Below are 20,004 nucleotides of genomic sequence, written 5' to 3'. Positions count from 1 at the left end.
TCCGCCCTGCGCCTACAGTGTGGCGCCCCGGTCCGCGCCGGGTGTCCGGCACGCGCGGCCCCCGCAGTGAGGGCCGCCGACGACCGCCCGCGCGACCGGGACCACCCGTGAGTTCGCTCGGACCGCGCGACCGAGTGTGCGCGGCACCCGTGCGCGTCGAGAACCACTGGAGGCCGCCGTGTCCCGCCCGTGCATCGCCCTGATCACCGACCCCACCTCGCCCGAGGGCTGCGCCGAGTACCTCAGCCGCGCGGTGGAACTCCTCACCGGTGCCGCCCCGGTCCCCATCGACTCCCGGCACTTCGCGACCGGCGGCACCGGGCGCGGCCTCCCGGCCGGGGACGGCTTACGGCTGCACGTCCCCGACGAGCAGCTCGACCTCGTGCCCGACATCATCGTGCTCTACGAGATCCCCCCGCACCGCCGCCGCGAACTCGTGGCCTTCCAGCGCCTCCTGGAACACCACGACGTGGTGACCCTCGGCACCGGCGTCGCCGCCTGGCGGACCGCCACCGAGAAGGACCTCACCGTGGAGCGCTTCCGGCGGGACGGCATCGCCCACATGGAGACCGTCGTGCTGTCCCGGCCCGGCGTGACCGAGGCGCTCGCCGCCTTCGACAAGCTGGGACGGGACACCTGGGCCAGGCCCGTCGTGGGCACCGGCGGCGGCGACACCTTCCACCTCACCACCGAGGACGGGGTGGAGCGGGCCACCGCCTTCTACGCCGACCGCGGCACCGACTGGCTGCTGTCGCGGGACGCGGGCAACATCACCGCCGACGGCTCACGCCACCAGTTCCGTGTCTTCGTCCTGGGCGGCCGCGTCATCCACGCCCGCGAGCACCTCCAGCCCGAGCCCGACACCCCCTGCAACACCTGCCAGGGCGCCACCGCCCTGCCCATCGCCCCGCCCGACCTCCCGCCGCGCCTCGCCGAGCTGGCCGTCGCGGCCACCGCGTCGGTCGGGCTGCCCTTCGCCGGGGTCGACCTCGCCATCGAGAACGGCGGGGTCGTCTTCGAGGTGAACGTCCAGCCCGCCTTCATCGACGGCGAGGTCGAGACGGCGGCCGTGCCGTACGTCCAGGCCCACCTGAACGCCCTGGCGGCGGCCCGCAGGGCGCGTCCGGCACGGCGGCTGCCCGCGTGAGATCCTCACGCCTGGGTTACGAAGTGTCCAACCACTGGTATCCGTGGGGTGATGCGGTGACGATGGGGACATGACTCTGGCCCAGCGCGCCCTGGAGCAACTGGAATCGTGGCCCGACCTCACGGCGGGACCGGCCAGTTGTGGAACGGGGCGGGCAGTTCGCTCCACCCGCAGCGAGATCGCCCACTTCCACACGGCCCACGACGTGGACCTCAACCTCACGAGCCGGGCCGTCGGGCGGTTCGCCCAGGACCTCACCGTCTCCACCGCGATCCGGCTGGTGCCCGGCTCCCGCTGGGTGACCGTCCACCTCGACTGCGACACGGACGTCGACCTGCTGCTGAGCCTGGTGAGCGTCGCGCTGCACGCCCAGGACCAGCCCCCGGGCGAGCCCGCCCCGTCCGCCGGGTGCAACTTCCACCGGGTCACGGTGCTGCGCCGCGACCCGGCCGGCGTGGCGCAACCGGCCTCCTAGGCCCTGGGGCCCCTTCGGCGCGGTTCCCGCTCGTCACCGGCGTGGGCCGCGCACCAGGGCAGCGCGTCGGGGAGACACTGCTTCCGCACGGTGCCGAGACAGCCGTACCCCGTCTCGGCGAGCCGCCCGCTGCGGGAGGAGCACCGAGGTGACGGGCTGGACCTGGGAGTACGAGGGCTACGAGCCGGCCGACGAGCGGCTGCGCGAGTCGCTGTGCACACTCGGCAACGGCTACTTCGCCACCCGCGGAGCACTCCCCGAGTGTTCCGCCGACGATGTGCACTACCCAGGGACCTATGTGGCCGGCTGCTACAACCGGCTCAGCTCCGACGTGGCCGGCCGTAGGGTCGAGAACGAGGACATGGTCAACCTGCCCAACTGGCTGCAACTGCGCTTCCGGCTGCGCGGCCGGCCCTGGCTCACCCCGGACACCGCCACCGTCCTCGAACACCGCATGGTGCTGCACCTGTCCTCGGGGGTACTGGAGCGGCTGACCCGATTCGGCCTCGGCAACGGGCGGGCCCTGACGGTGCGCCAGCAGCGGCTGGTGCACATGGGCGACCCGCATCTGGCGGCGCTGCGCACCGAGTTCACCGCCGACGGCTTCTCCGGCGAGCTGCACGTCGAGGCCGGCCTCGACGGTGGCGTACGCAACGCCGGAGTCGCCCGCTACCGGGACCTGGACGGCCGGCACCTCACCCACGAGCACGCGGGCATCGCCGAGCACGACACGGTGTGGCTGCGCTGCCGCACCCGCACCTCCGACATCCGCGTCGGCATGGCGTCCCGCCTCACCGCCGACGCGCCCGTCACCGTCCGGCACGCCCGTCCGCGCACCACCCAGCGGATCCGGCTGCACCTGGTGCCCGGCCGCACCGCCACCGTCGACAAGACCGTCGCCCTGCACACCTCGCGCGACCCGGCGATCAGCGACCCGCTGTACGCCGCCGTGGCCCGGGTCGGCCGTGCCCCCGGCTTCGACGACCTGCTGCGCGGCCACCGCACCGCCTGGTCCCAGTTGTGGCGCCGCGCCGACCTCGACGTCGGCGGCGAGGCCGGCGGCGTCCTGCGGCTGCACCTGTTCCATGTGCTCCAGACGCTCTCCCCGCACACCGCCGACCTCGACGTCGGCGTCCCCGCGCGCGGACTGCACGGCGAGGCCTACCGCGGCCATGTCTTCTGGGACGAGCTGTTCGTCCTGCCCTTCCTCAACCTGCACTTCCCCGAGGTCTCCCGGGCCCTGCTGCGCTACCGCCACCGCCGCCTCGAACAGGCCTGCACCGCCGCTCTGAACGTCGGCCGTCGGGGCGCGATGTACCCCTGGCAGAGCGGCAGCGACGGCCGTGAGGAGGCCCAGCAGCTGCACCTCAACCCGCGCTCGGGCCGCTGGCTGCCGGACAACTCCCGGCTCCAGCACCATGTCGGCTCGGCGATCGCGTACAACGTGTGGCAGTACTGCGAGACCAGCGGCGACATCGAGTTCCGGCACACCAAGGCCGCCGAGATGCTGCTCCAGATCGCCCGCTTCTGGGCCGACGCGGCACGCTACGACACGGCTCTCGGCCGGTACCGCATCCTGGGCGTGGTCGGCCCCGACGAGTACCACGACGCCTACCCCGGCGCCGCGCAGCCCGGCCTGGACGACAACGCCTACACCAACGTCACCGCCTCCTGGGTGCTCACCCGCACGCTGGAGCTGCTGAGCGGCCTGCCCGAGCCACGGCGCCGCGAACTCGCCGAGCGCACCGGTCTGGACGACGCCGAACTCGACCAGTGGGAGGAGGTCTCCCGCACCCTGCACGTGCCCTTCCACGAGGGCGTCATCAGCCAGTTCGAAGGCTTCGGCGCCCTCGCCGAGCTCGACTGGCACCGGTACCGCGAGGAGTACGGCGACATCCGCCGGCTGGACCGGATCCTGGAGGCCGAGGACGACACGGTCAACCGCTACCAGGCCTCCAAGCAGGCTGACGTGCTGATGCTCGGCTACCTGTTCTCACCGGCCGAACTGCAGGGCCTGTTCGCCCGGTTGGGGCTGCGCCTGGACGAGGAGACCTGGCGGCGCACCGTCGACTACTACCTCCACCGCACCAGTCACGGCTCCACCCTCAGCGGCTTGGTGCACGGCTGGATCCTCACCCGGGCCCGGCGCGCCGAGGCCTGGCAGTTCGTGCAGGAGGCCCTGCGCGGCGACATCGCCGACGTGCAGGGCGGCACCACCGGCGAGGGCATCCACCTCGGCGCCATGGCCGGCACCCTCGACCTCGTCCAGCGCGGCCTGACCGGCCTGGAGACCCGCGAGGGCGCCTTGTGGCTGAACCCGGTTCCGCTGCCGGAGCTGTCGTCCTACGGCTTCTCCCTGCGGTATCACGGCAACTGGGGCGTCCGCGTCCGCCTGCGCCACGGCCGTCTGGAGATCACCGTGCCGTCGTCCGACGCCACCGCTGTCGACGTACGCCTGCCGGACCGGGCGGTGCGCCTGGAGCCGGGGGAGACGGGGCGGCTGGTGCTGCCCGAGTGACCGCAGTGAGACAGCCACAGCCATGTGGCTCCCCGGCCCCGCGGGGTACCCGGCCACACGCGACGTGACCAAGGGGTGGCACTTTCGGGGACCCCAGCCCCAGCAGGGCACCGATCACCGCACCGACAGGGAAGTTGACGCATGACCGACACACTCACCGTGAGCGTCCTGGGCACCGGCATCATGGGCGCCGCGATGGCCCGGAACATCGCCGGGGCAGGACACACCGTCCGCGCCTGGAACCGCAGCCGCGCCAAGGCCGAACCGCTCGCCGCCGTCGGCGCGCACGTCGCCGGCACCCCGGCGGAAGCCGTCGAGGGCGCCGACGTCGTCCTCACCATCCTGTACGACGGGGCCACCGCCCTCGACGTGATGCGCCAGGCCGCCCCCGCCCTGCGCGCCGGCACCGCCTGGGCGCAGTCGACGACCGCGGGCCTGGAGTCCGTCACGGAACTGGCCGCCTTCGCGCGGGAGCACGGTCTGGTCTTCTACGACGCCCCCGTCCTCGGCACCCGTCAGCCCGCGGAGGACGGCGCGCTGCTGGTGCTCGCCGCCGGTCCCGGCCAGGGCCGGGAAGCGGTGACGCCGGTCTTCGACGCGGTCGGCGCCCGCACGGTGTGGACCGGGGAGGACGGCGCCGCCGGCACCGCGACCCGGCTGAAGCTGGTCGCCAACAGCTGGGTTCTCGCCGCCACCAACGCGGCCGGCGAGACGCTCGCCCTGGCCCGGGCGCTCGGGGTGGACCCCCAGCACTTCTTCGACGCCATCGCCGGCGGCCCGCTCGACATGGGCTACCTGCGCGTCAAGAGCGCGATGATCCTCGACGGGAGGCTGTCCCCGCCCCAGTTCGCGGTGACCACGGCCGCCAAGGACGCCCGCCTGATCGTCGAGGCGGGGGAGCGCAACGGCGTGCGGCTCGATGTCGCCGCCGCCGGTGCGCGGCGGCTGGCCCGCGCCGCCGAGCAGGGCCACGGCGACGAGGACATGGCCGCCGCCTACTTCGCCAGCTTCGAGAAGACGCCCCCCGCCTGACCGCCCCCCGGCGTCACCTTCAGCCCGATGCCGCCACCTGCGATCGAGGAGAGAGAGCCGTATGTCCAAGCCCCCGTTGCCGCCCGAGGCCGACGCCCTGCTGGCCCGCGCCAACCCCTGCGTGATGGCCACCCTGCGCTCCGACGGCACGCCCGTCTCCACGCCCACCTGGTACCTGTGGGAGGACGGGCGGGTGCTGATCAATCTGGACGAGGGCCGGGTGCGGCTGAAGCACCTGAGGCGCGACCCGCGTGTCACGCTCACGGTCCTGGACTCGGACGACTGGTACACCCATGTCACCGTCGTAGGGCGCGGCACCGAGACGTACGAGGACGAGGGGCTGGCCGACATCGACCGGCTCTCCCGGCGCTACAGCGGCAAGGCCTACCCGGACCGGGTGCGCGGCCGGGTCAGCGCCTGGATCGAGGTCGAGCGCTGGCACGGCTGGGGGGCGCTGAAGGACAGCGACCAGGCCTCCACCTGAGCCGGACCTGACGTAGGCTCCGAGACATGCGGATCTCCGTTTCCTCGGACATGGACGAGCCCGTCGCCCGGCTGCTCGTCACGGAACTGCGTGACCGTGGGCACGAGGTGCTCACCCACGGTGCGCTGCGCCCCGGCGACGACCCGCAGTGGGCGGCGTGCTCGTCGGCGGCCGCCCGCGACGTGGCCGACGGGACGTCGGCGATGGCCGTGGTGTGCTGCTGGACCGGGACCGGCGCGTCCATCGCGGCGAACAAGGTGCCGGGCGTACGGGCGGCGCTGTGCGGGGACGCCTACTCGGCCGAGGGCGCCCGCCGGTGGAACGACGCCAACGTGCTGGCGCTGAGCCTGCGGCTGACCTCCGGGCCGGTGCTGAAGGAGATCCTGGACGCCTGGTTCGCCGGAGAACTCAGCGAGGACGCCGAGGACCGGGGGAACGTGGCCCGCGTCGAGCAGCTGGACGAAATCCGGGCCCTGCCCTGACGCGTCTCGGCGGTCGCGAGGCGACTCGCGACCGCTGATGACGCCGTCGCCGTCCGGGAACGGCTGCTCTGGTTCTCGCCGCGGCGGTCAGTGCGTTCTCGCCGCGGCGGTCAGTGCGCGCCGAGCCCGCCTCCGCCGAACGAGCCCGTCGTACCCCTGCCCCAGCGGGGCCGGTCCGTGGAGGTACTGGGCTTGGTCCGCATGTTGGTCAGCTCGTACGGAGTGAGCGGGCGGCCCCCCTTGGGCATCACGGGCACGTCGTCGGGCTCCCGGATCTGCCGGACCTCGTGGACCGCGCCCTCCGGTGGCAGGTGCGGCTGCTCGTCGGCGCGTGGGCGCGGGGGCTCACCGAACTTGATCCGGTTACCGAGCCAGAAGCTTCCCCCCAGCACCCCGACAACGGCGATGGCGACCACGAACAGGACGAGGCTGAGCAGTCCACTCGGCGCTGCCAGCTGCATGGAGGCGTTGTTCATATCGCATGAATACCCTCAAATCGGACATCAAATCCGATCGCCGGGCCCCGCCCTCACGCGTATGTGTTTGGCCGGTGCCCCCATGGCTACCCGCGCGGTGTGACTTCGACGACTTCGCAGCAGGAGGTCTTCCGGTTCCTGGAAGACCGTTTCGCCTGTGCGCAGGCGTGCACCGACTGTGCCCGGGCGTGCGCGCTGCGTGCGAGCCTGGTGGACCCCGACGGTACCGAGGACCAGGAACTCCTGCGCCGCAAGGGGATCATGTGCGCCGAGGTATGCGACGCGACCTGCCGGATGCTGTCCGAGCAGACACTCATCGACGAGGACGGACTGCGGGTCCAGCTGGAGTGGTGCCGCACCGTGTGCCTGGAGTCGGCGCACGTCTTCGACGGCCACCCCGCCGCCGAGGGCGCCGCGGAGGCGTGCCGCGCCTGTGCCCGGGCGTGCACGGAGTTCCTGGGCACGCTGGGCTGAGCCGGCCTTCCCGCAGCCTCCGGGCCGGGCCGCGGTGACTTCCCGTACCGCCGCCATTCCCAATTTCTGAAACACGTTCTACGGTGGGCGCCGTCAGGCAGGACCGGCCCTGGGGAGCCTGGAGGCGCCGTGCACCTTCAATACACGCCCGAGCAGCAGCGGCTGCGCACCGAACTGCGTGCCTACTTCGCCGAGTTGGTGCCGGACAACGCGCATGTGCGGCACGCCGAGCCCGCCGCGCAGAAGCGCTTCTACCGCGACACCATCCGCCGGCTCGGCGCCGACGGCCTGCTCGGCGTGGGCTGGCCCGAGGAGTACGGCGGGCGCGGGCTCACCGCCATGGAGCAGTTCATCTTCTTCGACGAGGCCGCCCAGGCGGGCGTCCCGCTGCCGCTGATGGCGCTGAACACCGTCGGGCCGACGATCATGCAGTACGGCACCGAGGAGCAGAAGGCGTACTTCCTGCCGAAGATCCTCGCCGGCGAGATCGACTTCGCGATCGGCTACAGCGAGCCCGACGCGGGCACCGACCTCGCCGCCCTCAAGACGCGCGCGGTACGCGAGGGCGACGAGTACGTGGTCAACGGCCACAAGATCTGGACCACCAACGGCGACACGGCCGACTGGGTCTGGCTGGCCGTGCGCACCGACCCGGACGCACCGCCGCACCGGGGCATCACCATGCTCCTCGTGCCGACCACCGACCCCGGCTACTCCTGCACCCTCATCAACACCCTCGCCGGCCACGACACCACGGCCAGCTACTACGAGAACATCCGCGTCCCCGTCTCCCGCCGGGTCGGCGAGGAGAACCAGGGCTGGCGGCTGATCACCAACCAGCTCAACCACGAACGTGTCACTCTCGCCGCGCACGGCACCATGGCGATCCGTGCCCTGCACGACGTCCGGCGCTGGGCGAGCCGCACCAAGCTGACCGACGGCCGCCGCGTCATCGACCTGCCCTGGGTACGCCGCCGCCTCGCCCGGACCCACACCCGCCTGGACGCCCTGAAGCTCCTCAACTGGCAGATGGTCAGTGCCGTCCAGTACGGCACGCTCACCCCGCAGGACGCCTCCGCCGTCAAGGTCTACGGCTCCGAGGCACGCCGCGACGCCTACACCTGGCTCATGGAAGTCGTGGGCGCCACCGGCGCGTTGCAGGAGGGATCCGCCGGCGCGGTGCTGCACGGTGAACTGGAGCGCGGCTACCGCTCCGCGGTGATCTTCACCTTCGGCGGCGGCAACAACGAGATCCAGCGCGAGATCATCTCGTGGATCGGCCTGGGCATGCCCCGGGTACGCCGTTGACCCGCCGGCCCTCCCCACGCCCTCAGCCGACGAACTGCTGCCCGCCGTCGATGTCGTAGGTCGCGCCGGTGAGTGCCGTGTTGGTCATCAGGTGCACGGCGAGCGCCGCGACGTCGGCCGGTACGACGACACGGCCGATCGGCAGCTTGGCCCGCAGTTCCTCGCGGCGCGCGTCGAGTCCCTCGCCGAGGAGCCTGGCGGACAGCGGCGTGTCCACGAACCCGGCGGCGATCAGGTTGACCCGGACCGGCGCGAGTTCGAGCGCGAGGCCGGCGGTGAGCGCGGGCAGTGCCGCGGTGACCGCGGGCGCGATCCCGAGGCCGGCACGGATCTGCCGGGCGCCCGTGCCGCCCAGGAGCACCAGTGTGCCGCCCGGTCGTACCGTACCGGCGGCGTGGCGCGCGACCTCGATGGCGAGCACCATGTGCCCCGTGATCGCCTCGCGTGCCTCCTCGTCGTCCATGTCCAGCAGACTCCCGTAGGAGGGATGTCCCGCCGTGACCATCACGTGGTCGACCGGACGGGGAAGTTCCTCGAAGAACTGCCGCAGCCGCGCCGGGTCGCCCGCGTCGAAGACACTGGTGCCGACCGCTTCGACCTCCTCCGCCGCCGCGCGCAGCCGCTCGGGGTTCCGGCCGGTGAGAATCACCGCGGCGCCCTCGGCACGGGCGTGCGCCGCGGTCGCCAGCCCGATGCCCGCGCTCCCGCCGATCACGACCAGGGTCTGCCCGGCCAGGGCCGGCTCCCGCAGGTCGTGGCCCCCCGGTGGCCCGACACTCATGAGTCCTCCTCCGCCGCGGCGGCACGGACGCGTCGTGACACGGCTCCGCTCACCGTTCGAGGGGTTGCGACAGGGCCTGCTTGACCTGCCTGGCCCGCTCGTCGGCGAGGACCTCGACGCGGTCGTTCGCCACGGCTTCCAGGGTCTGCTCCGCGACATCGACCGCGCTGATCTTCGGCGCGTCCGTGAAGGAGCTGAGATCCGTCTCCACGAATCCGACGTGGACTCCGACCACGAGCGTCCCCTGTGCGCGCAGGCCCTCCCGCAGCGAGCCCGTCAAAGACCACTGGGCGGCCTTGGAGGCCGCGTAGCCGGGGTACTCCGGCCGCGAGGCCCAGGAGGCGGCCGAGAGCATGTTCACCAGCGCGCCGCCGCCGTTGCGGGCCAGGACGGGGGCGAAGGCGCGGGAGACCTGCCAGGTACCGAAGTAGTTGATCTCCATCGCCTGACGGGCGTCGTCGAGGGAGCCGGTCAGGAGCCCGGTGCTGAAACCGCCCACGCCCGCGTTGTTGATCACGATGGTGGCGTCGCCCGCGGCGTCGGCCGCGGCCGCGACCTCCTCCGGCTTGGTGACGTCCAGGCGCAGCGGCGTGACGTCGGCGTCGTCCACGCTCGCCGGATCGCGCGCGGCGGCGTAGACCTTGGCCGCTCCGTGGTCGATCAACGCGCGCGTGAACGCTTGACCGATGCCGCGGTTGGCGCCCGTCACCAGGGCGATCGAACCTCTGATCTCCATCGCGCTTCCTTCCTGCCGGCACCTGCCGCACCTGGCGGACGAACGGGGAAAGCGATGCCTTCGCGATCGGCTCCACCCGGCTCGCGGCGGGCAGGACACCCCGGGACTCCCGTGTGACGAGCGTGCGGGAGACCTCGTCGCCGGCGCGCCGTGGAGCCGTCTCCTCACTGCCAGCCTGCACCGGATGCCGTGGCTTTGCATGTGGCGGGCACGGGCGAGTCGGTCGCGGCCGTGCCGCGGCGGGCCTGCCCCGAAGGCGCGAGCTGGGGGAGAGTGGAGAGGCCATGGCACGACCACGGATTCCAGGCGAGGTGAGCCCGTTGGCAGCACGGAGGTTCGGTGACGCCGCCAGGGACCGCACGGCCGTCCCGGAGCCGTCCGCCCGGGTGGCGGGTGATCCGGGGCTGTTCACTCCCGCTTCCGTGACCTGGCAGATGCACGGCGACCCGATGATGTGGATCGCCGGCATCCGCGCGCTCCACCTCCAGGCCCTGCATCCGCGCGCGGTGCGCGGCGTCCTGCAGAACAGCGACTTCCGGCGCGACGCCTGGGGCCGCCTGATGCGCACCGCGAACTTCGTCGGCACCACGACGTACGGCACCACCGGCGCCGCCGAGCGGGCGGGCGCCCGCGTCCGGAAGATCCACAGCATGCTGTGGGCCACCGACCCCGAGACCGGCGAGCGGTACCCGATAGACGACCCCGGCCTCCTGCTGTGGGTGCACTGCGCCGAGATCGACTCGTATCTGCACGTGCTGCGCCGCTCCGGCTACCCGCTCACCGACACCCAGGCCGACCGCTACGTTCGCGAACAGCGGGTCAGCGCCCGCCTGGTCGGCCTCGACCCCGGCGCCGTACCGGCCGACCGGGCCCAGTTGACCGCCTACTTCGACGAGGTGCGGCCGGAACTCGCCGCCGGACCCGAGGCCAGGGACGTCGACGCCTTCCTGCGCCGCCCGCCGGCACCCACCGCGCTGGTGCCCCTGCGCGAGCTGCTGTGGAGCCGGGTCGCCGGCCTCGCGTACGCCTCACTGCCGTCGTACGCCCACGAGTTGTACGGCCGTCCCGCCCCCGCACCCGATGTCGTCACCCGCCGCCTGCGCCGCACCGGAACCCTGCTGCGCACCGTCCCCGCACATGTGCGATGGCAACTTCCGCCCCGGCCCATCCTGCGCGCCATGGCCCGACTCGGCCCGGCCGCCCGCCCCGCGCCGTACAAACTCGAACCGTAGGTGGCCATACTGGTCCTGCCAGGGGAGGGCGGGGCTCACAGCGACGGGGGCGACGGCACGCGATGGGGGAGACCAGGCTGATTCAGGGCCGGTACCGGCTGCTGGATCCGATCGGGCGCGGCGGCATGGGCGAGGTGTGGCGGGCACGCGACGAGTCGCTCGGCCGGCATGTCGCCGTGAAGTGCCTCAAGCCCCTCGGGCCGCTCCACGACCAGTCCTTCACCCGCGTGCTGCGGGAGAGGTTCCGCCGCGAGGCCCGGGTCGCCGCCGCGCTCCAGCACCGCGGGGTGACCGTCGTCCACGACTTCGGCGAGGCCGACGGGGTGCTGTACCTGGTGATGGAGCTGCTCCAGGGCCGCAACCTCAGCCAGGTCCTGGAGGACAACAAGCACCATCCGCTGCCGGTCCCGGACATCGTCGACATCGCCGAGCAGGTCTCCGCCGCCCTCGCCTACACCCACCGGCAGGGCATCGTGCACCGGGACCTGAAGCCCGCCAACATGGTGCGGCTGACCGACGGCACGGTGAAGATCTGCGACTTCGGCATCGCCCGCCTCGGCGCCGACATCGGCTTCACCTCCCGGCTGACCGGCACCGGTGTCGCCATGGGCACCCCGCACTACATGTCGCCGGAGCAGATCGGCGGGGACGAGGTGGACCAGCGCAGCGACCTGTACTCACTGGGGTGCGTGCTGTACGAACTCGCCACGGGGGTACCGCCGTTCGACCTGGGCGACGCGTGGGCGATCCTCGTCGGCCACCGCGACACGCCGCCCGAGCCGCCGCGCAGCCACCGCGCCGACCTGCCCGCCTACCTGGAGCAGATCATCCTGGACCTGCTCGCCAAGCTGCCGGAACAGCGGCCGCGCGACGCCACCGAGCTGGGCCGAAGAATCAGCGCGGCCCGGACCGTCCCCGCGTACGTCCCGACCGTGGTCGCCGTCGAGCCGTCCGCCCCCGAGGCGCGGCTGCCGTCCTGGACGGACGGCATGACCACGGGCCACAAGGCGGCCGGCGCCGCGCTGCGCACCCCGCTGCCGGATGCCGGCGACGGGCTCACCGGCGAGTGGATCGCCCGCCCCGCCACCGTCCCCGCACCCGTTCCGGTGCCGGACACCCCGCCCGACCCGCCCGAGGAGGCGCTCACCACCCTGGCCGGACGCCACAACGCGGGCCTGAGCCTGGCGCGCCTCGGGCGCTGGGCCGAGGCGGGCGAGGTGCATCGCGCGGTCGCCGCCGAACGCGAGCACCTCCTCGGCGCCGACCACCCCGACACCCTCGCGAGCCGCTACGAGGTCGCCTTCACGCTCAGTCGCACCGGCCGCGCGGCCGACGCCCTGCGTGAGTACACGCACGTGGCCCGGGCCCGCGAGCGGCTGCTCGGCGCCGACCACCCGGACACGCTCGCGGCCCGGCAGGAGATGGCGTACGTGCTGGGCCAGTTGGGGCGGCCCCTGGAGGCGCACCAGGTGTACACGTCGGTGCTCGCCGTGCGCGAGCGCACCGTGGGCGCCGACCACCCCGACACGCTGCGCTGCCGTCACAACCTCGCCTTCAACCTCAGCAGACTCGGCCGTCTGGAGGACTCGTACCGGCTGGCCTCCGAGGTGGCCGAGGCACGCGCCCGGGTCCTCGGGGCCGGACATCCCGACACGCTCGTCACCCGCTACGAAGTAGCGTACGTACTGGGCCAGTTGGGTCGCTGGCCGGAAGCGCTGGACACCTACCGGGAGGTCGCCGAGGCCCGCGGCCGGGCACTCGGCAACGACCATCCCGACACCCTCGCCGCCCGCCACGAGATCGGCATCAGCCTCGGCCGCCTGAACCGTGGCGCGGAGGCGCTCGAGGTGTACCGCGACCTGGTCGACGACCGCACCCGCCTCCACGGCCCCGACCACCCCGAGACCCTGCGCGCCCGGCACGGCCTCGGCGTCAACCTCGGCCGCCTCGGCCGCTGGGAGGAGGCCCTCGCCGAGTCCCGTGACGTGTGCGCGCTCCGGGACCGCGTCCTCGGCCCCGACCACCCCGACACCCTGATCAGCCGCCGCGAGGTCGCCGTCGGCCTCGGCTGGCTGGGCCGCTGGGCCGACGCGCTCACCGAGTACCGCGCGGTCGCCGACGCCCGCGAACGCGTCCTGGGCGCCGGCCACCCCGACACCCTCGCCGGCCGCAACGACGAGGCACACTGCCTGGAACAGCTCGGCCGGGGGCAGGAGGCGGTGGAGCTGTCTCGCAGGGTGGCGGAGCTGCGCCGGCAGGGGGACCCCCACAGAGCCTGACCGACGGGGCCGGACCCGCTCTGGCCGGGCGGGATCATCGCGTGTTACGAAGAACCATGCCTGCTCACGAGGGATCCCGCGCGTACGACGCCGTCATCGTCGGAGGCGGCCACAACGGCCTGGTCGCCGCCGCCTACCTGGCCCGCGCCGGACGGTCGGTACTGGTGCTGGAACGACTGGACCACACCGGCGGCGCCGCCGTCTCCGCCCGACCCTTCGCGGGCGTCGAGGCCCGCCTCTCGCGCTACTCCTACCTGGTCAGCCTGCTCCCGCAGAAGATCGTGCGGGATCTCGGCCTGGACTTCCGGCTGCGCACCCGCACCATCTCGTCGTACACCCCCGTCGAACGCGACGGCCGGCCGACGGGACTGCTCGTCGGAGGCGGCGAGGAGCGGACCCGGGAAGCCTTCGCGCGACTCACGGGCGGGGACCGCGAGTACGAAGCCTGGCAGCGCTTCTACGGCATGACCGGCCGCGTCGCCCAGCGGGTCTTCCCCACGCTGACGGAGCCGCTGCCCACGCGGGACGAGCTGCGCCGGCGCATCGACGACGAGGACGCCTGGCGGATGCTCTTCGAGGAGCCGATCGGTGTCGCCGTCGAGGACCGGTTCGCCGACGACCTGGTACGCGGAGTGGTCCTGACGGACGCGCTGATCGGGACGTTCGCCGACGCGCACGACGCGGAGCTGCGCCAGAACCGGTGCTTCCTCTACCACGTGATCGGCGGCGGCACCGGCGACTGGGACGTCCCCGTCGGCGGCATGGGCGCCCTGACAGGCGCGCTCACCACCGCCGCCCGGGAGGCGGGCGCCGTCATCGCCACCGGCCACGAAGTCCTGCGGATCGACACCGACGGCCGCACCGCCGAGGTGGCCTACCGCACGCACGACGGCGAGGGTGTCGCCGTCGCCCGGCACGTCCTCGTGGGCGCCTCGCCGCAGGAGCTTGCCGTCCTCACCGGTGACAGCCCGCCCGCCCCCGCCGAGGGCGCCCAGCTCAAGGTCAACATGCTGTTGAAGCGGCTGCCGAGACTGCGCGACACCTCGGTCGACCCGCGCGAGGCGTTCGCCGGCACCTTCCACATCGCCGAGGGGTACGAGCAGCTGGCCACCGCCCACGCCCAGGCCGCCGCCGGCGAGCTGCCCGGCGCCCCGCCCTCCGAGATCTACTGCCACTCCCTGACCGACCCGTCGATCCTCGCCCCGGAGCTGGTCGAACAGGGCTACCAGACCCTCACCCTGTTCGGTCTGCACACCCCGGCCCGGTTGTTCGCGGCGGACAACGACGCCGCCCGCGACGCCCTGCTGAAGCCGACCCTCGCCCAGCTCGACGCCCACCTCGCCGAGCCCCTCGCCGACTGCCTGGCCACGGACGCCGACGGGCGGCCGTGCATCGAGGCCAAGACGCCGCTCGACCTGGAACGCGACCTGCGGCTGCCCGGCGGCAACATCTTCCACCGCGAACTGTCCTGGCCGTACGCCCAGGAGGGCACCGGCCGGTGGGGAGTGGAGACCCGGCACCCCAACGTGCTGCTGTGCGGCGCGGGCGCCGTGCGCGGCGGCGGGGTGAGCGGGGTGCCGGGGCACAACGCGGCGATGGCGGTGCTGGAGGGCGGCGACGTCTCGCCCCGATGACCTTGGGAAACGGCTTGATGCCCGTCGCGGGGCGGGCCATCCTCGTACGCAGGGTGACGCGCCGCCGAGCGGCCCGGCCGCACCGAAGGCGCATGCCCGGCCGAGGAGGCGCCGGGCGGACCACCGACGGCGCCCGGTATCCCGGCGGGAGACCGGCGGCGTGGTGCCCGTACGGCTGCGGGACGGGCACCACGCCGCCCTGGCTGCGCAGGGGCACCTCGCCGCCCTGGGTGCGCAGGGGCACCCCCTTCTCCCGTCTCCTCAGTCGGCCGAAGGCGTCCACCCGGTCGGGGTGATCCGTGCCGCGTCCGCGGGGCGGGTTTCGTCGAAGAGGACGGTGCCGGGTGCCTCGACGCGCAGGCCGTCGACATAGGCGCCGCGGCCGACGTAGAGCTGGTCGGTGGTGTACCGCCAGCGCAGGGTGAGTCGCGGGGCGGCCGGGAGGGGCGCCGTGAGCCGGTGCCAGGTGCGGCCCGACCAGCCGGTGACCCGCCCGGCCGGGTGCTCCTCGGGCTCCCCACCACGCCGGTTGGTGGTGAACGGGACCGGCTGCCAGGCCGTGCCGCCGTCCGTCGAGGACTCCAGGACCAGACCGTCGGCCGCCGGTTCGGTGTCCCACCACAGGGCGCCGCGCAGCCGCGCCCCGCCCATGGACGTGTCGAGCGCGGGCAGCGTGAGCGTCGCGGTCGTGGAGCTCGCCATCCCCGAGAACCAGGCGGTGCGGCCGCGCGCCGGACGGACGGGCACGGCACGCGCCAGATTGTTCGCCGCGGCCACCCGGGGCGCGGAACCGGAGCGCCAACTGCGGACCGGGTGGACCGAGTTGCCGAGCACCACCAGGAACGAGTCGGTCGTCGGGTCGAGGACGAGGCAGGTGCCGGTGAAGCCGGTGTGCCCGGCGGTGCGCGGAGTGGCCATCGCGCCCATGTACCAGTGCTGGTAGAGCTCGAAGCCGAGGCCGTGCTCGTCGCCGGGAAAGGCGGTGTTGAAGTCGGTGAACATCAGCTCCACCGACTCCGGCCGCAGGATGCGCGCCCGCCCGTAGACGCCCCCGTTGAGCAGGGTTCGGCCGAGCACGGCGAGGTCCCAGGCGCAGGAGAAGACCCCGGCGTGCCCGGCGACCCCGCCGAGGCTGTACGCGTTCTCGTCGTGCACCTCGCCCCACACCAGGCCCCGGTCCAGCCCCGACCACGGCTTGCGGGCGTCCTCGGTCGCCGCGATCCGGGGTCTCCAGGAGGCCGGCGGATTGAAGCGAGTGCGGTGCATCCCGAGTGGAGCGGTGATCTCCTCGCGGAGCAGTGCGTCCAGCCGGCGCCCCGTGATCCTCTCCAGCACCAGCTGAAGCGAGATCAGGTTGAGGTCCGAGTACAGATACCTGGTCCCGGGCGCGTTGAGCGGCGCCTCGTTCCAGATGAGCCGCAGCTTCTCCTCGTACGTCGGCGCGCTGTACAGCGGAATCCACGCCCGGAAGCCCGAGGTGTGCGTCAGCAGGTGCCGCACGGTGACGTCCTGCTTGCCCGCGCCCGCGAACTCCGGCAGATACGAGGCGACCGTCGCCTCCAACTCCAGCGCGCCGCGCTCGATCTGCTGCACGGCGAGGATCGACGTGAACAGCTTGGACACCGAGGCCAGGTCGAAGACGGTGTCCCCGGCCATCGGAATCCGCTCCTCGGCCGGGAACTCGACCGCGGTGTCGGTCTTCTCGTCGTACGCCGCGTACCGCACCGCCATCCCGATGGGCTCGTGCAACGCCACCGTCCCGCCCCGCCCGGCGAGCAGCACGGCCCCCGCGTACCACGGGTGCTTGGGGGAGGGGCCGAGGAAGGTCTCGGCGTCGCTGACGAGCCGGCGCAGATGCGAGCCGAGCAGCCCGGCGCGCTCGGGCGAGCCGTGCCGCAACGTCGGACGACCGGTGCCGGCGGGCGCGGCGGCCGCGGCCGGTCCCGCCGGGAAGGGCGTGAGAGCGAGCGCCCCGCCCAAGGCCAGTGCCCGGAAACCCAGTTGACGACGGCTGAATCCACCGGCCATCTCTTCGCCCATCGAGGACCCTCCCGTACCCGGCTGAAAGTATCTTTCGAGGACCACCGTGCGGGGTGAAACTTTCCTGTCAGTTGCGGGGGTGTGTCAATGGGGCGTGCGTTCAGCGGGTGAACCGAACACCTATCTGACGCCGTGTCAGAAAAGCTCTTCCGTCGTCCGGAGGACTGCGGCATCCTGCGCCCATGCAGACGGAGCTGAGCAACCAACTGGGCATCGAGCACGCCCTCTTCGGCTTCACGCCGTTCCCCGCCGTCGTCGCGGCCATCAGCCGGGCCGGCGGTTTCGGGGTGCTCGGCGCGGTCCGCTACACCGCCCCCGGCGACCTCGAGCGCGACCTCGACTGGATCGAGGCACACGCCGAGGGCCGGCCCTACGGGCTGGACGTCGTGATGCCCGCGACCAAGGTCGAGGGCGTCAGCGAGGCCGACGTGGAGGCGATGATCCCGCAGGGGCACCGGCGGTTCGTCGAGGAGACCCTCGCCAAGTACGGCGTACCCGAACTCCCCGACGGCGAGGTGCCCGGGTGGCGCATCACCGGCTGGATGGAGCAGGTCGCCCGCACCCAGCTCGACGTCGCCTTCGACTACCCGATCCGGCTGCTGGCCAACGCCCTCGGCTCACCGCCCCCCGACGTCGTGCGCCGGGCCCACGACCGGGGCGTCCTGGTCGCCGCGCTCGCGGGCAGCGCCCGGCACGCGCGCAAGCACAGGGACGCCGGTATCGACGTCGTCGTGGCCCAGGGGTACGAGGCCGGCGGCCACACCGGCGAGATCGCCTCCATGGTGCTCACCCCCGAGGTCGTGGAAGCCGTCGACCCGCTGCCGGTGCTCGCCGCCGGCGGCATCGGCAGCGGTGGACAGGTGGCCGCCGCGCTGGCGCTCGGCGCGCAGGGCGTGTGGACGGGCTCCATCTGGCTGACCACCACCGAGGCCGACCTCCACTCCCCGGCCCTGACCCGCAAACTCCTCGCGGCCGGCTCCGGCGACACCGTCCGCTCCCGCGCCCTGACCGGCAAACCCGCCCGCCAGTTGCGCACCGAGTGGACCGACGCCTGGGACGACCCCGCCGGACCGGGCACCCTGCCCATGCCCCTCCAGGGCCTCCTCGTCGCCGAGGCCGTCTCCCGCATCCAGAAGTACGAGGTCGACCCCCTGCTCGGCACGCCCGTCGGCCAGATCGTCGGCCGGATGACGAGCGAGCGCAGTGTCCAGGCCGTCTTCGACGACCTCACCCGCGGCTTCGAGCGGGCCGTCGACCGCATCAACCGCATCGCCGGAAGGAGCGGCCAGTCGTGAATCCCCCCACCGGTTTCTGGGCCCAGGCCACCGCCGACCCCGGGCGCGTCGTCCTCGTGGCGCCCGACGGCGAGCAGTGGACCGCCGGACGCCTGCACACCGCCGCCAACCGCCTGGTGCACGGCCTGCGCGCTGCCGGCCTGGAACGCGGCGACGCCTTCGCGGTGGTGCTGCCGAACGGGCCCGAGTTCCTCACCGCGTATCTGGCCGCCACCCAGGCCGGGTTCTATCTGGTCCCCGTCAACCACCACCTGGTCGGCCCCGAGATCGCCTGGATCGTCGCCGACTGCGGCGCCAAGGTCCTCATCGCCCACGAACGGTTCGCCGATGCCGCCCGTCAGGCCGCCGACGAGGCGAACCTGCCGGCCGGCCGGCGGTACGCCGTCGGCGCACCGGAGGGCTTCCGGCCGTACGCCGAACTCCTCGACGGGCAAGCGGAGACACCGCCCGAGGGCCGCACCCTCGGGTGGGTGATGAACTACACCTCGGGCACGACCGGCCGACCCCGCGGCATCCGCCGCCCCCTGCCCGGCAAGCCCCCCGAGGAGTCCTACCTCGGCGGCTTTCTCGGCATCTTCGGCATCAAGCCGTACGACGGCAACGTCCACCTGGTCTGCTCGCCGCTGTACCACACGGCTGTGCTCCAGTTCGCCGGCGCCTCGCTGCACATCGGTCACCGCCTGGTCGTCATGGACAAGTGGACGCCCGAGGAGATGCTCCGCCTGATCGACACTCACGGGTGCACACACACCCACATGGTCCCCACCCAGTTCCACCGGCTGCTGGCACTCCCGCAGGACATCAGGCAGTCGTACGACGTCTCCTCCATGCGGCACGCCATCCACGGCGCCGCCCCCTGCCCGGACCACGTCAAACGCGCCATGATCGACTGGTGGGGGCGCTGCGTCGAGGAGTACTACGCGGCCAGCGAGGGCGGCGGCGCCTTCGCCACCGCCGAGGACTGGCTGAAGAAGCCCGGCACCGTCGGCAAGGCCTGGCCCATCAGCGAACTCGCCGTCTTCGACGACGACGGCAAACGGCTGCCGCCCGGTGAACTCGGCACCGTCTACATGAAGATGAGCACCGGCGGCTTCGCTTACCACAAGGACGACGACAAGACCCGGAAGAACCGCATCGGCGACTTCTTCACCGTCGGGGACCTCGGCTGCCTCGACGAGGACGGCTACCTGTTCCTGCGGGACCGCAAGATCGACCTGATCATCTCCGGCGGCGTCAACATCTACCCGGCGGAGATCGAGTCCGTCCTGCTCGCCCACCCCGCCGTCGCCGACGCCGCCGCCTTCGGCATCCCGCACGACGACTGGGGCGAGGAGGTGAAGGCGGTCGTCGAACCGGCCCCCGGGCACGCACCGGGACCGGCCCTCGCCGCCGCCCTTCTCGACCACTGCGTCGCCCGGCTCGCCGGGTACAAGCGCCCGCAGAGCCTCGACTTCATCGCCGAGATGCCGCGCGACCCCAACGGCAAGCTGTACAAGCGGCGGCTGCGCGAGCCCTACTGGGAGGGGCGGACCCGGGCCATGTGACGCACTTGCTCGCGCCGGCCGGTCCCACCGGCCGTGCGCGCGGCGCGGACGTCTGGTCACCGTGGCC

General features: G+C 73.0%; 17 protein-coding genes. 13 read left to right on the top strand and 4 right to left on the bottom strand.

The genetic code is table 11. The annotated features are described in order from the left end of the window. Positions 1-178: 178 nt before the first annotated feature. The 6 genes from ACFV6X_RS05220 to ACFV6X_RS05195 all read left to right on the top strand — a co-directional run bounded on the left by ACFV6X_RS05220 (position 179) and on the right by ACFV6X_RS05195 (position 6,138). On the top strand, positions 179-1,147 hold the full coding sequence (locus ACFV6X_RS05220) for a RimK family alpha-L-glutamate ligase (RefSeq protein WP_385377883.1): 969 nt from the start codon (positions 179-181) through the stop codon (positions 1,145-1,147). Between the two features lie 70 nt (positions 1,148-1,217). After that, the gene (locus ACFV6X_RS05215) at positions 1,218-1,622 is read left to right on the top strand and encodes a luciferase family protein (RefSeq protein WP_385377880.1); all 405 of its coding nucleotides are present in this window, start codon (positions 1,218-1,220) and stop codon (positions 1,620-1,622) included. 148 nt (positions 1,623-1,770) lie between these two features. Continuing rightward, complete coding sequence (locus ACFV6X_RS05210) at positions 1,771-4,140, top strand: glycoside hydrolase family 65 protein (RefSeq protein WP_385377877.1); 2,370 nt, start codon at positions 1,771-1,773, stop codon at positions 4,138-4,140. A gap of 141 nt (positions 4,141-4,281) precedes the next feature. Next, complete coding sequence (locus ACFV6X_RS05205) at positions 4,282-5,172, top strand: NAD(P)-dependent oxidoreductase (RefSeq protein WP_385377875.1); 891 nt, start codon at positions 4,282-4,284, stop codon at positions 5,170-5,172. A 61-nt stretch (positions 5,173-5,233) separates the two neighbouring features. Further along, a complete protein-coding gene (locus ACFV6X_RS05200) occupies positions 5,234-5,656 on the top strand; it encodes a PPOX class F420-dependent oxidoreductase (RefSeq protein ID WP_385377872.1) in 423 nt (140 codons plus the stop codon). Positions 5,657-5,682: 26 nt separating this feature from the next. Then, positions 5,683-6,138 (top strand): RpiB/LacA/LacB family sugar-phosphate isomerase, encoded by a 456-nt coding sequence (locus ACFV6X_RS05195; RefSeq protein WP_385377870.1) that lies wholly within the window; start codon positions 5,683-5,685, stop codon positions 6,136-6,138. Positions 6,139-6,248: 110 nt separating this feature from the next. Here the strand turns inward: ACFV6X_RS05195 and ACFV6X_RS05190 are convergent, their stop codons facing one another. Then, positions 6,249-6,614: a DUF6479 family protein gene (locus ACFV6X_RS05190; RefSeq protein WP_365455026.1), complete on the bottom strand. Its 366-nt coding sequence runs from the start codon at positions 6,612-6,614 to the stop codon at positions 6,249-6,251. Between the two features lie 99 nt (positions 6,615-6,713). Here ACFV6X_RS05190 and ACFV6X_RS05185 point away from each other — a divergent pair, with 99 nt between their 5' ends. Then, positions 6,714-7,088: a ferredoxin gene (locus ACFV6X_RS05185; protein ID WP_385377867.1), complete on the top strand. Its 375-nt coding sequence runs from the start codon at positions 6,714-6,716 to the stop codon at positions 7,086-7,088. 129 nt (positions 7,089-7,217) lie between these two features. Further along, positions 7,218-8,396: an acyl-CoA dehydrogenase family protein gene (locus ACFV6X_RS05180; protein ID WP_385377864.1), complete on the top strand. Its 1,179-nt coding sequence runs from the start codon at positions 7,218-7,220 to the stop codon at positions 8,394-8,396. 22 nt (positions 8,397-8,418) lie between these two features. On the opposite strand, the gene ACFV6X_RS05175 is transcribed toward ACFV6X_RS05180, so the two are convergent. Continuing rightward, complete coding sequence (locus tag ACFV6X_RS05175; RefSeq protein ID WP_385377861.1) at positions 8,419-9,177, bottom strand: SDR family oxidoreductase; 759 nt, start codon at positions 9,175-9,177, stop codon at positions 8,419-8,421. A gap of 49 nt (positions 9,178-9,226) precedes the next feature. Continuing rightward, positions 9,227-9,913 carry an SDR family oxidoreductase gene (locus ACFV6X_RS05170; RefSeq protein ID WP_385377858.1) on the bottom strand — a complete coding sequence of 229 codons (687 nt, stop codon included), beginning with the start codon at positions 9,911-9,913 and terminating at the stop codon, positions 9,227-9,229. Between the two features lie 434 nt (positions 9,914-10,347). Here ACFV6X_RS05170 and ACFV6X_RS05165 point away from each other — a divergent pair, with 434 nt between their 5' ends. From ACFV6X_RS05165 to ACFV6X_RS05155, 3 genes are all read left to right on the top strand, one after another. After that, positions 10,348-11,145, top strand: coding sequence for an oxygenase MpaB family protein (locus tag ACFV6X_RS05165; protein WP_385378148.1), 798 nt, complete (start codon positions 10,348-10,350; stop codon positions 11,143-11,145). Between the two features lie 62 nt (positions 11,146-11,207). Continuing rightward, positions 11,208-13,424: a tetratricopeptide repeat protein gene (locus ACFV6X_RS05160; protein ID WP_385377855.1), complete on the top strand. Its 2,217-nt coding sequence runs from the start codon at positions 11,208-11,210 to the stop codon at positions 13,422-13,424. Positions 13,425-13,480: 56 nt separating this feature from the next. Next, positions 13,481-15,058, top strand: coding sequence for a phytoene desaturase family protein (locus tag ACFV6X_RS05155; RefSeq protein ID WP_385377852.1), 1,578 nt, complete (start codon positions 13,481-13,483; stop codon positions 15,056-15,058). Positions 15,059-15,319: 261 nt separating this feature from the next. On the opposite strand, the gene ACFV6X_RS05150 is transcribed toward ACFV6X_RS05155, so the two are convergent. Next, the gene (locus ACFV6X_RS05150; protein WP_385377849.1) at positions 15,320-17,098 is read right to left on the bottom strand and encodes a serine hydrolase; all 1,779 of its coding nucleotides are present in this window, start codon (positions 17,096-17,098) and stop codon (positions 15,320-15,322) included. A gap of 182 nt (positions 17,099-17,280) precedes the next feature. Here ACFV6X_RS05150 and ACFV6X_RS05145 point away from each other — a divergent pair, with 182 nt between their 5' ends. Both ACFV6X_RS05145 and ACFV6X_RS05140 read left to right on the top strand, forming a co-directional pair. Further along, positions 17,281-18,393, top strand: coding sequence for an NAD(P)H-dependent flavin oxidoreductase (locus ACFV6X_RS05145; protein WP_385377847.1), 1,113 nt, complete (start codon positions 17,281-17,283; stop codon positions 18,391-18,393). Next, complete coding sequence (locus tag ACFV6X_RS05140; protein WP_385377844.1) at positions 18,390-19,937, top strand: acyl-CoA synthetase; 1,548 nt, start codon at positions 18,390-18,392, stop codon at positions 19,935-19,937. The genes ACFV6X_RS05145 and ACFV6X_RS05140 overlap by 4 nt, the downstream gene beginning before the upstream one ends. Positions 19,938-20,004 lie beyond the last annotated feature (67 nt).

Source organism: Streptomyces sp. NPDC059861, assembly GCF_042731435.1.
GTDB lineage: Bacteria > Actinomycetota > Actinomycetes > Streptomycetales > Streptomycetaceae > Streptomyces.
This window is presented reverse-complemented; position numbering and strand designations above follow the sequence as displayed.

Bases quoted from the DNA above. Each gene is read 5' to 3' on its own strand.
- ACFV6X_RS05160 (WP_385377855.1), top strand. From the start codon at position 11,208: ATGGGGGAGACCAGGCTGATTCAGGGCCGGTACCGGCTGCTGGATCCG.
- ACFV6X_RS05215 (WP_385377880.1), top strand. From the start codon at position 1,218: ATGACTCTGGCCCAGCGCGCCCTGGAGCAACTGGAATCGTGGCCCGAC.
- ACFV6X_RS05145 (WP_385377847.1), top strand. From the start codon at position 17,281: ATGCAGACGGAGCTGAGCAACCAACTGGGCATCGAGCACGCCCTCTTC.
- ACFV6X_RS05150 (WP_385377849.1), bottom strand. From the start codon at position 17,098: ATGGGCGAAGAGATGGCCGGTGGATTCAGCCGTCGTCAACTGGGTTTC.
- ACFV6X_RS05175 (WP_385377861.1), bottom strand. From the start codon at position 9,177: ATGAGTGTCGGGCCACCGGGGGGCCACGACCTGCGGGAGCCGGCCCTG.
- ACFV6X_RS05195 (WP_385377870.1), top strand. From the start codon at position 5,683: ATGCGGATCTCCGTTTCCTCGGACATGGACGAGCCCGTCGCCCGGCTG.
- ACFV6X_RS05190 (WP_365455026.1), bottom strand. From the start codon at position 6,614: ATGAACAACGCCTCCATGCAGCTGGCAGCGCCGAGTGGACTGCTCAGC.
- ACFV6X_RS05205 (WP_385377875.1), top strand. From the start codon at position 4,282: ATGACCGACACACTCACCGTGAGCGTCCTGGGCACCGGCATCATGGGC.
- ACFV6X_RS05165 (WP_385378148.1), top strand. From the start codon at position 10,348: ATGCACGGCGACCCGATGATGTGGATCGCCGGCATCCGCGCGCTCCAC.
- ACFV6X_RS05170 (WP_385377858.1), bottom strand. From the start codon at position 9,913: ATGGAGATCAGAGGTTCGATCGCCCTGGTGACGGGCGCCAACCGCGGC.
- ACFV6X_RS05155 (WP_385377852.1), top strand. From the start codon at position 13,481: ATGCCTGCTCACGAGGGATCCCGCGCGTACGACGCCGTCATCGTCGGA.
- ACFV6X_RS05200 (WP_385377872.1), top strand. From the start codon at position 5,234: ATGTCCAAGCCCCCGTTGCCGCCCGAGGCCGACGCCCTGCTGGCCCGC.